At 72.8% G+C, this 11,911-nt stretch carries 10 protein-coding genes; 4 read left to right on the top strand and 6 right to left on the bottom strand.

The genetic code is table 11. The features are described from left to right. Positions 1-115: 115 nt before the first annotated feature. Together C6361_RS35410 and C6361_RS35405 are read right to left on the bottom strand one after the other, a co-directional pair. Positions 116-763: a hypothetical protein gene (locus C6361_RS35410; RefSeq protein WP_107257837.1), complete on the bottom strand. Its 648-nt coding sequence runs from the start codon at positions 761-763 to the stop codon at positions 116-118. A gap of 112 nt (positions 764-875) precedes the next feature. Further along, entirely contained in the window at positions 876-1,676 is an 801-nt protein-coding gene (locus C6361_RS35405; protein WP_107270486.1) for a hypothetical protein, read from the bottom strand. A 71-nt stretch (positions 1,677-1,747) separates the two neighbouring features. Between C6361_RS35405 and rmuC the strand changes: the two genes are divergently transcribed. Further along, positions 1,748-2,929, top strand: a complete 1,182-nt coding sequence (gene rmuC, locus C6361_RS35400) for a DNA recombination protein RmuC (RefSeq protein ID WP_369930999.1) — start codon at positions 1,748-1,750, stop codon at positions 2,927-2,929. A gap of 192 nt (positions 2,930-3,121) precedes the next feature. Beyond that, positions 3,122-6,394, top strand: a complete 3,273-nt coding sequence (locus tag C6361_RS35395; protein ID WP_107270485.1) for a S8 family serine peptidase — start codon at positions 3,122-3,124, stop codon at positions 6,392-6,394. A 215-nt stretch (positions 6,395-6,609) separates the two neighbouring features. Here C6361_RS35395 and C6361_RS35390 read toward each other — a convergent pair whose 3' ends face one another. Together C6361_RS35390 and C6361_RS35385 are read right to left on the bottom strand one after the other, a co-directional pair. Beyond that, positions 6,610-7,080, bottom strand: coding sequence for a hypothetical protein (locus C6361_RS35390; RefSeq protein WP_234359196.1), 471 nt, complete (start codon positions 7,078-7,080; stop codon positions 6,610-6,612). Positions 7,081-7,403: 323 nt separating this feature from the next. Beyond that, positions 7,404-8,438 carry a 4-hydroxy-3-methylbut-2-enyl diphosphate reductase gene (locus tag C6361_RS35385; RefSeq protein WP_107270484.1) on the bottom strand — a complete coding sequence of 345 codons (1,035 nt, stop codon included), beginning with the start codon at positions 8,436-8,438 and terminating at the stop codon, positions 7,404-7,406. A 190-nt stretch (positions 8,439-8,628) separates the two neighbouring features. Here C6361_RS35385 and xseA point away from each other — a divergent pair, with 190 nt between their 5' ends. Further along, positions 8,629-9,849, top strand: coding sequence for an exodeoxyribonuclease VII large subunit (xseA, locus tag C6361_RS35375; RefSeq protein ID WP_107257832.1), 1,221 nt, complete (start codon positions 8,629-8,631; stop codon positions 9,847-9,849). A 62-nt stretch (positions 9,850-9,911) separates the two neighbouring features. Then, positions 9,912-10,148, top strand: coding sequence for an exodeoxyribonuclease VII small subunit (locus tag C6361_RS35370; protein ID WP_107257831.1), 237 nt, complete (start codon positions 9,912-9,914; stop codon positions 10,146-10,148). A gap of 114 nt (positions 10,149-10,262) precedes the next feature. On the opposite strand, the gene C6361_RS35365 is transcribed toward C6361_RS35370, so the two are convergent. Both C6361_RS35365 and C6361_RS35360 read right to left on the bottom strand, forming a co-directional pair. Further along, a complete protein-coding gene (locus tag C6361_RS35365; protein ID WP_107270483.1) occupies positions 10,263-11,069 on the bottom strand; it encodes a hypothetical protein in 807 nt (268 codons plus the stop codon). Positions 11,070-11,150: 81 nt separating this feature from the next. Continuing rightward, on the bottom strand, positions 11,151-11,798 hold the full coding sequence (locus C6361_RS35360; RefSeq protein WP_107270482.1) for a DUF4245 domain-containing protein: 648 nt from the start codon (positions 11,796-11,798) through the stop codon (positions 11,151-11,153). Positions 11,799-11,911: the final 113 nt, after the last annotated feature.

The following is an 11,911-nucleotide window of genomic DNA, read 5'->3' as shown; positions in this document are numbered from 1 at the left end:
CCCCCCGGTGACGCGACTCCCCGTTGACGGCACGCACGCGTTGACGGCACGCACGCGTTGACGGCACGCACGCGTTGACGGCACGCACGGCTGACCCCGGGGGACGCCCCCGGGGTCAGAACGGCCAGTCGCGCAGGAAGCGCAGCCCGAGCAGGAAGGCGATCACCGCCGGTCCGACGGCCAGGGTGACGGCCTGAGCCCGGTACATGATCCGGTGCCGGAGCAGCTCCAGCCCGTTGGCCAGGATGATCACGCCACCGACCATCATGAACGCGCCCCACCAGCCGGTCGGGCCGAAGTCCAGCGCGTCGTTGACCAGCAGCAGGAAGGTCACCCCGAGCGCGGCCGTGTTCAGCGCCAGCAACGCCACCGTGCGGTGGAAGGCCCGGGGCAGCGGGTCGGGCGACCGCCAGTAATAGGTGCCGGCGACGGCCAGCCCCGGCAGGGTGATCATGAACGGCCAGCCGCGCCCCATCACCCCGAGCATCAGCATCGCGCCGACCGCGAAGACCAGCCCGCCGACGCAGGCCAGCAGGTAGCCGACGAACGCGCGCCCGCCGCCACGGGCCAGCAGCGGTCCGCCGGACGCCGCGACCAGGGCTCCGGGTACCAGGACGAAGCCGGCCCACCAGTGAAACCGGTCGATCGACTGTGCGGTCACTGTCACCGCCACGACCCCGAGGCCCGCCGCGGCCAGGCTGGTCACCCAGCGTCCGGCGATCACCGGCCGGCGCCTCCCTACGGTCTCCACCTCAACGCTCACAGTTGACGACTCTGCCGGCTGCCCCTGGGAAGAACCATCCGGTCAGCCCTACCATCCGCCGGACGGCTAACCCGAAGGCCGGCCGAGACGCCGGGACAATCAGAGCGTACGGCTAGAAATCTCCCCCACCGCCGAAGTCGCCGCCACCGAAGTCACCGCCACCGAAGTCACCGCCACCGAAGTCGCCACCGCCGTAGTCCCCGGCGGCACCGGCGTCCCCGGCGGCACCGGCGTCCCCCGCGTCGCCGTAGTCCGTGCCGTCGGCGAAACCCTCCTGGTAGCCGGCGTCGTAGCCGTACCCGGGGTCGGCGAAGGCGGGCGAGAAGAGCGCGTCGGCGATCAGCATGCCGCCGAGCACCCCGGCGCCGGCCGCCAGGCCGGTCTTCCACCACGGCGTCGAATACCAGCCGGCCGGCACGGGCCGGCCCTGCATCCGCCCGCCCGGGTAGTAGTAGGGCGTCGCCGAGCCCGGATTCGGCCCGGCCCGGAACGTCTCGCCCTGCACCTGCACCTCCCTGGGCACGGTGACCGCACCGACCCCACGGGCGGCGGCCAGCGGCGGCAGTTCCGGCCCCGGGTCGATGCCGAGCGCCACCCGGGCCGCCCGGACGTACGCCAAGCCCTCCAGGGCGGTCTCCCGGGCCAGCTCGTACTGCCGGGCGCTGCGCGCCTGTTCGAGCTGGCTGCCGGCGGCGTTGTAGCGCTCCCCCGCGTCGGCCAGCGCCTGCCGGACCGCCGGCTCGTCGCCGTGCAGGTTCATCAACTGCCCGCCCAGCCGCTCGTACCAGCGACCGGCCTCGGCCCGCGCGTCGGCGAGTTCCCGGGCCTGCCGGGCCGCACGTTCGCGCCGCCACCAGAGAACCGCAGCACCGAGCAGCACCACCAGCAGGAGGAACCAGATCACCTCGCCCATCACCCCACGGTACCCACCACCACCGGCGAGTACTCGCGCCGCTGCGCCCGGCGCCTGGCATGCTCTGTGAGGTGGACCTCTCGACCGTGGCCGTGGTGATCGTCTGCCTCGTCGCGGGCGGGGTGATCGGCTGGCTCGCCGCGACCGCGCGGTCGACCGCCGAGATCGCCCGGCTGGACGCGACCCTGCGCGCCACCCGGGAGGGCGAGGGCCGGTTGGAGCAGTCGATGCGGGCGCTCTCCTACGAGGCGACCGCCCAGTCGCAGGAGGCGGTCGCCCGGGCGGTCGCGCCGCTGCACGAGACGCTGCGCCGCTACGAGCAGCGGGTCGCCGAGCTGGAGCACGACCGGGTCGACGCGTACGCCGAGCTGCGCGAACAGGTCCGCTCGATGACCGCGGTCTCCGGCGAGCTGCGTACCGAGACCAAGCAGCTCGTCGCCGCGCTGCGCGCCCCGCAGGTACGCGGCCGCTGGGGCGAGCACCAGCTCCGCCGGGTGGTGGAGGCCGCCGGCATGCTGGAGCACTGCGACTTCGCCGAGCAGGTGACGGCGGCGACCGAGCACCAGACGGTCCGCCCCGACCTGGTGGTCCGGCTGCACGGCGGCCGTTCGGTGGTGGTGGACGCGAAGGCGCCGTTCGAGGCGTACCTGACCGCGATGGAGGCCCGGGACGAGCAGGGCCGGGACCGGCACCTGGACGCGCACGCCCGGCACCTGCGGGCGCACGTCGACGCGCTGGCCGCCAAGTCCTACTGGGCCGCCTTCGACCAGTCCCCGGAGTTCGTGGTGCTCTTCGTGCCGGCGGACCCGTTCCTCGACGTGGCGCTGCAACGCGACCCGACGCTGCTGGAGCACGCGTTCGCCCGCAACGTGGTGCTGGCCACCCCGGCGACCCTGGTGGCGCTGCTGCGTACGGTCGCGTACTCGTGGCGGCAGGAGGCGCTGGCCCGCAACGCGGTGGCGGTGCACGCGCTGGCCCGCGAGCTGTACGGCCGGCTCGGCACCCTCGGCGAGCACGTCTCCAAGCTGGGCGGGGCGCTGGGTGGGGCGGTGACCGCGTACAACCGGGCGGTGGGTTCGCTGGAGGCCCGGGTGCTGGTCAGCGCGCGCAAGCTCGCCGAGCTGGGCGTGGCCGGCGACGAGCTGCCGGTGCCGCCGCAGGTCGAGACGGCGCCGCGCCAGCCGCAGGCGCCCGAGCTGGTCGACCCGCCGGCCGCCCGGCAACTGGAGATCCCCCGGTCGCCCCAGCTCTGATCGTCCAGATCGGAACCGGCGTTCAGCCGGTCATCGACGCTGATCCGCGCCGCCGGCCCGCCGATCGGTCCACACAGATCACGGGGTGGTCACAACGCGCAGCGCGATAGTGACAGGCATGCGTACGGCGTCCGAGGATTCCGGTCACGTGTGCCCTGCCTTCCAGGGCCTGTTCTCCCGAAGGACACGAACGTGAGTAGATCCCGCACGTGGCGTCGACGGACCTCGGCCGGGGTACTCGCCTCGGCCCTGGTCCTGAGCGGCCTGACCCTGGCCACCGGTGCCAACCCGGCGAGCGCCGATCCGACCGCCGCCCCGGAAACCCTGAAGACCGATCCCACCGACATCCTGGGTCCGCGCGACCTGGAACTCCTCGCCGAGGCGAAGTCCCGCAAGGAAGCCCGGGTGACGCTGCTGATCGCCGCCGACAAGGGACGCTCCGGCGCCGTCGTCTCGGGGCTGCGCAAGCTCGGCGGCATCATCGCCAAGCGGGCCGACGAGGTCGGTTACCTCCGCGCCAGCGTGCCGACCTCGGCCGTGCCGGCCGCCGCCGCGCTGCCCGGCGTCGCCGCGGTCGACCTGGACGAGAAGGTCGAGCTGCCGAAGCCCGAGCCGACCCCGGCCCGCGCACAGGCCCAGGCCCGGGCGAAGGCGGCGGTGAGCGGACCGGGTGCCGACACGCCGGCCAAGAACCCCTACATGCCGACCCACGAGATCGGTGCGGTGGACTTCAAGGCCGCGCATCCGAGTTGGGACGGCCGGGGCGTCACGATCGGCATCATGGACACCGGGGTCGACCTCGACCACCCGGCGTTGCAGACCACCTCGACCGGTGAGCGCAAGATCGCCGACTGGTTCACCGCCACCGACCCGATCTTCGACGGTGACGCCACCTGGCGGATCATGCGCGACGAGGTGACCGGCCCGAGCTTCAGCTACGCGGGTGCCACCTGGACCGCGCCGGCCGGGACGTACCGGATCAACCGGTTCGCCGAGTCGATCACCGCGGGCAGCGCGCCGGGCGGCGACATCAACCGGGACGGCGACACCAGCGACCTGTTCGGCATCCTCTACGACCCGGCGAGCCACGACATCCGGGTCGACGCCAACGGGAACCGGAACTTCACCGACGACCCGGTGATGCGCCCGTACGCCGAGCGCTACGACGTGGGCCACTTCGGCACCGACCGGCCGGAGACCCCGGTACGCGACCAGACCCCGTTCGTGGTCGAGTTCCGCGAGGACGTGGACACCACCCCGGCCGGCCTGCCGGGCGCGTACGACTTCGTCAACATCGGCGTGGTCGAGGACCCGCACGGCTCGCACGTCGCCGGCATCACCGCCGCGAACGACATGCTCGGCAACGCCAACCTGGACGGTGGGGCGCCCGGCGCCAAGCTGGTCTCCGCCCGGGCGTGCAGTTGGGGCGGCGGCTGCACCTTCGCCGCGCTCACCGACGGCATGGTCGAGCTGGTGGTCAACCGGGACGTCGACGTGGTCAACATCTCGATCGGCGGCCTCGGCCCGATGAACGACGGCAGTGACCTGCGGGCCGAGCTGTACGACCGGATCGTCAACGAACTCGGCGTGCAGCTCGTCTTCTCGGCCGGCAACTCCGGCCCCGGCATCAACACCATCGGCGACCCCTCCACGGTGACCAACATCGTCAGCGTCGCCGCCGGGATCAGCCAGGAGACCTACCTCGCCAACTACGGCTCGGAGACCCGCACGCCGTACCAGCTGCTCTACTTCTCCTCGCGCGGTCCGCGGGAGGACGGCGGGTTCAAGCCGAACATCACCGCGCCGGGGTCGGCGATCTCCACCACCCCGCTCTGGCTGCCGGGCAACCCGGTGCCCGAGGCGGGCTACCCGCTGCCGCCGGGGTACCAGATGATCAACGGCACCTCGATGTCCGCGCCGCAGGTGACCGGCGGCCTCGCGCTGCTGCTCTCGGCCGCCAAGGCGAACCGCAAGCTGGTCACCACCGCCGCGCTGCGCCGGGCGATCTACTCGTCGGCGTCCTGGATCGACGGGGTACCGGCGCACGGCCAGGGCAACGGGCAGCTCAACGTCCCGGCCGCCTGGCAACTGCTGGCCGGTGCCGCGCTGGAGACCCGGGGCTACACGGTCGACGCCCCGGTCTGCACGCCGCTGGCCGGCATGCTGGCCACCCCGTTCCGGGGTACCGGCATCTACAACCGCTGCGCCGTCGGTGCCGGCGGGCAGAAGCCGAACGTGGCGAAGAGCTACAAGGTGAAGGTGACCCGGAACAGCGGCCCGAAGGGGACCGTCCGGCACGACCTGCGGCTGGTCGGCAACACCGGCAACGTCTTCGGCAACCTGCCGGCACACCTCGACCTGCCACTCGGCAAGGCGGTGACGTTCAGCGTCGAGGCGAAGGCGGGCGTCGGGGTGCACAGTGCGATCGTCGAGGTCGACGACCCGGCGACCCCGGCGGTGGACTTCGAATTCATGAACGCGGTCACCATCGCCGAGGTGCCGAAGAAGAAGAACTTCTCCTTCTCGGCCGCCGGCAACGTTGACCGCAACCTCTTCAAGACGTACTTCGTCACCGTGCCGGAGGGCGCGGGTTCGTTGCAGGTCAACCTGACCGGCATCGCCCCCGGCTCGCAGACCCGGTTCATCGCGATCAACCCGTGGGGCATCCCGGTGGACCCGACCGCCAGCACGGCCTGCTTCACCAACTTCTCCGACGCCGCCGCGTGCAAGCCGGAGGAGCGGTCGTACGACAACCCGATCCCGGGGGTGTGGGAGATCGAGGTCGAGTCGCGGCGTACGTCGCCGCTGCTCGGCAACCCGTACCAGATCCAGGCCCGGGTGCAGGGCGTCGAGGTCACCCCGGACGTGACCGAGCTGCTCAGCGTGCCGGCCGGTGAGCCGACCCCGGTCAGCTGGGAGCTGACCAACGAGTTCGGTCCGGTCGTCGTCACCGGGTCGGGTGGGCCGCTCGGCAGCACCCGGGAGACCCGGCCGACCATCGCACACCACGAGGTGCTCAGCTACGAGGTGGCGGTACCGGCCGGGGCGAGCCGGCTCGACGTCGCGATCGGCAACACCAGCGACGCCGGTGCCGACCTCGACCTCTACGTCTACAAGGACGGCGTGCGGGTGGCGTACGACGCCGACGGTGACTCGGAGGAGTCGGTCTCGCTGGCCAACCCGGCGGCGGGGACGTACGAGATCGAGATCGAGGGGTACTCGGTGCCGGCCGGGACCACCCAGCTCGACTACCGGGACGTCTTCTTCTCCCCGGCCCTCGGCAACCTGTCGACTCCGGCGAACTACGAGTCGCTGGCGTACCAGGACAGCACCACCATCACCGGTTCGGTGACCGCGCTGACGGCTCCGGCCGCCGGGCGGCAGCTCTCCGGCGAGATGCGGGTGGTCACCGTGGACGGTGCCGTGGTCGGCGACGCCCTGGTGCTTGTCGACGCGGTGAACTGACCCCGACGACGATCCGCTGAACCGAAGCGGGGCCGGTCCCCACCTGGGACCGGCCCCGCTTCGGCTGTCTGTGGCGGTGTACTACCCGCTTTGGCCGTCTGTGGCGGTGTACTACCCGCGTCGGTCGACCTGGGCCACGAAGGCCCGCCAGGCGGTGGGGCCGAAGGCGAGCGCCGGCGCCTCGGTCAGCTCCCTGATTCCGCCACTGACGGCGGTCAGCTCCGGGTCGCGCTCTGCACCTGGAACGGGATCCCCTGCTGGCAGGTGGTCATCAGATCGGCGCGTACCTCGCCGACGACCGTCACCCGGGCTCCGGCGGCGATCACGTCCCGGGGCCCGCCAACCAGCAGGTAGTTGTCGAGCAGCAGACAGTTCGGCTCGACACCGGCCCGGACCGTACCGCTCAGCGTGGTCGTACCGCTCGGTGCCGCCCCGCCGCGCGGCGGTCCCGTCGGAGTCCCCGGGTCCACGCTCGGGTTGCCGGGGTTCGTCGGTCCGGGGTGCGTCGGGCCGGGGCCGGACGGATCGGGGCCGGACGGGCCGGGGGAAGCGGTCGGCTCCGGCGAGGGGGAGACGGTCACCGGGCTTCCTCCTGATCCGTTGGGCGGTGTCGAGCCGGAGTCCGCGCAGCCGGCGAGGGCCAACCCGGCGGCGAGCACGGCGCCGGCCATCCAGCGCGTCGTCATGACAGATCCGACGGGTACGCCGGACCGCCCGTTCCACGCCATGCCGTACCACCGTCCCATCCGATGCTGCCGGAGTCGTCTCGCAGCGTCACTGAGGTAACCGACCTGGACATCAGATGCGTTACCGCCTACCGATAACGCATCTGGTGTCCAGGTGAGGGTGCGTGCGGCGGCGGCCGGACGGCGCTGGCGCCCGCGGCCACGCCGAGCGGCCGGCGCTCAGCCGGTCGCGGCGCTCGCCGCGAGTACGCGGTCAGCCGGTCGCGGCGCTCGCCGCGAGTACGCGGTCAGCCGGTCGTGGCGCTCGCCGCGAATGCGTCCGGTCAGCCGTTCGCGGCGCTCGTCGCGAGTGACGGGTCCGCCTGCTGGGCCGCCGCCTTGGCCGCCGCGGCCTTCATGTCGCGCTTCAGCTCCTGCGGCAGCGAGAAGGTGAGCCGCTCGTCGGCGGTGGTCACCTCGGTCACGTCGGCGAAGCCGCGCGCGGCGAGGTGGTCGAGCACCTCCATGACCAGGTCGTCGGGGACGCTCGCCCCGGAGGTCAGGCCGACCGTGTTGGCCCCGACCAGCCACTCGTCGGAGATCTCGGAGGCGTAGTCGACCAGGTAGCCGGCCCGGGCACCGGCGTCCACCGCCACCTCGACCAGCCGGACCGAGTTCGACGAGTTGCGGGACCCGACCACGATCACCACGTCACAGTCGGCGGCGATCTCCTTGACCACGTGCTGGCGGTTCTGGGTGGCGTAGCAGATGTCGTCGCTGGGCGGCGACTGGAGCAGCGGCAGCCGGCGCTTGAGCCGGGCGACGGTCTCCATCGTCTCGTCCACCGACAGGGTCGTCTGGGAGAGCCAGACCACCTTCGACGGGTCCCGTACGGTCACCTTGTCGGCGTCGTCCGGGCCGTCCACGAGCTGGATGTGCGCGGGCGCCTCGCCTGCGGTGCCGATCACCTCTTCGTGCCCTTCGTGACCGATGAGCAGAATGTCGTAATCGTCCGCCGCGAACCGCCGGGCCTCGTGGTGCACCTTCGTCACCAGCGGGCAGGTGGCGTCGATCGCCTTCAGCGAGCGCGTCCTCGCCTGCTCGTAGACCTCCGGCGCCACGCCGTGCGCGGAGAAGATCACGGTCGAGCCCTCCGGCACCTCCTCGTTCTCCTCCACGAAGATGGCGCCCTGCCGCTCCAGCGTGGAGACGACGTGCTTGTTGTGCACGATCTGCTTGCGGACGTAGATCGGCGCCCCGTAGAGCTTCAGGGCCTCCTGCACGGTCTGCACCGCACGGTCGACGCCGGCGCAGTAGCCGCGGGGCTTGGCCAACAGGACGCGCTTGCCGGTCTGGGGTGTCGCCTGAGCCTCGGTCACCCGCCCAGTCTACGTTCCGCCCGTGGTCGCGCCCGCTGGCCGCCGTGCCGGGGCACCGCCGCACCCGGGAGACCGGCGCGGCACCGGGAACCGGCCCGGCACCGGAGACCGGCCCGGCACCGGGGACGGGCGCGGCACCGGGGACGGGCGCGGCACCGGGGACGGGCGGCGGCGGCCGTAGGCTGACCGGATGACCGAGGCCGGCACCCCGCGCAGTACCCCCGACGAGCCGTGGCCGGTCCGGGTGGTCAGCCAGAAGCTGAGCGCCTGGATCGGCAAGCTGGGCTGGGTCTGGGTGGACGGCCAGGTGGCGCAGCTCAGCCGGCGCCCCGGCGCGGCGACGGTCTTCCTCACCCTGCGCGACCCGTCGGCGGACCTCAGCCTCACCGTCACCACCAACCGGGACGTACTGGACGCCGGTGCGCCGGAGTTGGCCGAGGGTGCCAGGGTGCTGCTGCACGCCAAGCCCGAGTTCTACGCCGCGCGCGGCACCCTGAGCCTGCGGGCCGACGAGATTCGGCAGGTCGGTCTCGGCGAACTGCTGGCCCGGCTGGAGAAGCTGAAGAAGCTGCTCGCCGCCGAGGGGCTCTTCGACCGGTCCCGCAAGCGCCGGCCGCCCTTCCTGCCCGGCCGGATCGGCCTGATCACCGGCCGGGCCTCGGCGGCCGAACGGGACGTACTGACGAACGCCCGGCGCCGCTGGCCGGCGGTCCAGTTCCGTACGGTCAACGTGGCGGTGCAGGGCCCGACCGCCGTACCGCAGATCGTCGACGCGCTCAAGGTGCTCGACGCCGACCCGAGCATCGAGGTGATCGTGCTGGCCCGGGGCGGTGGCGGCGTCGAGGACCTGCTCCCCTTCTCCGACGAGGCGCTCTGCCGGGCGGTCTTCGGCTGCCGTACCCCGGTGGTCAGCGCGATCGGCCACGAGACGGACGCGCCGCTGGTCGACTATGTCGCCGACCTGCGCGCCTCGACGCCGACCGACGCCGCCAAGCGGATCGTGCCGGATCTCGGCGAGGAGACCCGGCTGATCCGGATGGCCCGGGACCGGCTCGACCGGGCCATGATCGGACTCGTCGACCGGGAGGCGCACCGCCTCGACGCCTGGCGCTCCCGCCCCGCACTGGCCCGGCCGGAGGTGCTGCTCGACCAGCGGGCCGCCGACGTGACGGCACTGCGGGACCGGGCCGTCCGCTGCGTCGAGCACCGGCTCGGCACCGCGACCGGGGAACTGCGGCACACCGTGGCGCGGCTGCGGGCGCTCTCCCCGGCGGCCACCCTGCACCGGGGGTACGCCATCGTGCAGCGCGCCGACGGGCACGTCGTACGCGCACCCGGCGAGGTCGCCGCCGGTGACCCGCTGCGGGTACGTCTCGCCGAGGGCGAACTGGGCGCGGTCGTCGAGCCGTAGCCGTCGTACGGGTGTGTGCGCGCAGCCGCGTCCGGCGGCGGTGTGCTGAGATGGGAGCCACCATGACTGACACGGAAGAACGCGCGAGCGGGCCGGGCGACGGACTCAGTTACGAGCAGGCCCGGGCCGAGCTGGCCACGGTGGTCGAGCGGCTGGAGGCCGGCGGCACCTCGCTGGAGGAGTCGCTGGCGCTCTGGGAGCGGGGTGAGCGGCTGGCCGAGATCTGCCAGGGCTGGCTCGACGGCGCCCGGCAGCGGATCGACACCGTCCGGCAGGCCCGGGAGAGCGGCCAGGGCTGACCGCCCAGTCCGCTCAGGGCTGACCGTCGAGTCCGCTCAGGGCCGACCGCCGGGCGTGGATCGCACCCGGGTGCCGGGCGGAGCGGCCGCGGCCACCCCACCCGGCACCGGTACTCACTTGTTGAACAGCTCGTACGTCTCCGGCGACGCCTCCACGACCTCGGCCGCCGGCGGCGCCTTGGCCGGGCTCGCCGCGCCGTAGTCGGAGTAGCCGACCTTCAGTTCCTGCGCCTTGCCGCCGCCGACCGCCGGCAGCTGGATGGTCAGCGAGCTGAGCCGGCCCTGCGTGTCGAGCTTGGCCTCGAACGGCAGCTTGGTCGCCTCGGCGCCGAGCAGCTTGACCGCGTCCTCGTCGACCATGCCGGCGCCGGTGGCCTTGGTCAGGTCGATCGTGCCGCTGTACGCGCCCTCGGCGGTCTTCTGCACGTCGACGATGGCCTTGGTCAGCGCCTCGCTGCCGGCCGGGTCGACGTCGGTGAAGTCGAAGCCGAGCCCCCGGGCGCCCGTGATCTTGGACTGGTCCAGGTGCTGGTACTTGCCGGAGTTCAGTTTCTCCAGCCCCGGTACGCCCTCGGCACCCTCGATCGTCATCTTCACCCAGCTGTCCGGCTTGATGTAGACGATCTCCATGTCCATCGAGAACTCGTCGTTGCCGGCCTTCATCGTCATCTGGGCGCTCTGGCTCGGCTGGTGCACGAAGCCCTGGCCGTCGAGATCCGCGCCCGTCATGCTGAACTTGAAGTTACCCTTGGTGATCTCCTTGGTCGACGCGAGCAGCGCCTCCTTGGCGTCCGCCGGGATCGCCGGTGCCGCTGAACCGGACGCCTCCGGCTCGGTGCCCTCGCCCCCGCAGGCGGTCAGAGCCGGCGTGAACAGGGCCACCGCCGCGAGCGTGGCGACGCTCCACCGTCGGAATGTCACTGTCGATCCTCCCCAGAGAGTGCCCGGCGGGCATCCGCCCACCCGTGACGCTTAGGCACGCAGCGTACCGGGAGGGGACGACTACCGCATGGCGGCGACGATCTGGCGCAGGTCACGCTCGGGCACCCGACCGACCACCAGCACCGTCCGGCCGGGCTCCAGCAGCACCAGGGCCGACTCGCCGGGGCGGGCCGTGTACCGCTGCCAACTGCGTCCGGCCACCTCGGCCGTGCCCTGCGGCCGACCGTCCCGGGTCAGCTCGGCCGGGATCAGCTCGTCGGCCGGCAGGCTGCTCTGCACCAACTGCACCCCACCGCCGTCCGGGCTGAGGTAGCCGAGCCGCAGGGTCGCACCGGCGGCCTCCCGGCGGAACTGGGCGGTGACGGTACGCCAGTCGTCGGAGAGGCCGGTCGGCTCGCTGACCGGGAAGGCGTTCGCGTTCCGGGCCTCCTGGAAGACCGGGGCCGGATCGATCACCACCGGCTGCTCCGCACCGAGGACGACCCGGCCGAAGCCGATCAGGAGCGCGATCGGCACCAGCAGGACCAGCAGCGAGATGACGACGTCCCTGGTCGACCGCTGTGACCTGATCGCGGCCGGCACCACCTGCTCGTCCTCCGGCCCGGCACCCTTCGGCCCGGCGTTCTCCGGCCGGGTGGCGGCGGCCGTGGCGGGATCGGCCGGGAGCTGGTCGTCCGGGGTGCGGTCGGCAGGCTGCGTGGAGTTCACCCCACTATCTTGACAGCCTCGCCGGCAACGCCCCGCCGGGCAGGCCCGCCACGGTGCTCCCCCGGCCGGACCGCCCCAGCGGATCCGACGATCCGGGCCACCGGCCCCCCGAC

Source organism: Plantactinospora sp. BC1, from assembly GCF_003030345.1.
Taxonomy (GTDB): Bacteria; Actinomycetota; Actinomycetes; order Mycobacteriales; family Micromonosporaceae; genus Plantactinospora.
This window is presented reverse-complemented; position numbering and strand designations above follow the sequence as displayed.

Coding starts and splice junctions, on each gene's coding strand:
- C6361_RS35405 (WP_107270486.1), bottom strand. CDS start 1,676: ATGGGCGAGGTGATCTGGTTCCTCCTGCTGGTGGTGCTGCTCGGTGCT.
- C6361_RS35370 (WP_107257831.1), top strand. CDS start 9,912: ATGACTGACACGGAAGAACGCGCGAGCGGGCCGGGCGACGGACTCAGT.
- xseA (WP_107257832.1), top strand. CDS start 8,629: ATGACCGAGGCCGGCACCCCGCGCAGTACCCCCGACGAGCCGTGGCCG.
- C6361_RS35390 (WP_234359196.1), bottom strand. CDS start 7,080: ATGACGACGCGCTGGATGGCCGGCGCCGTGCTCGCCGCCGGGTTGGCC.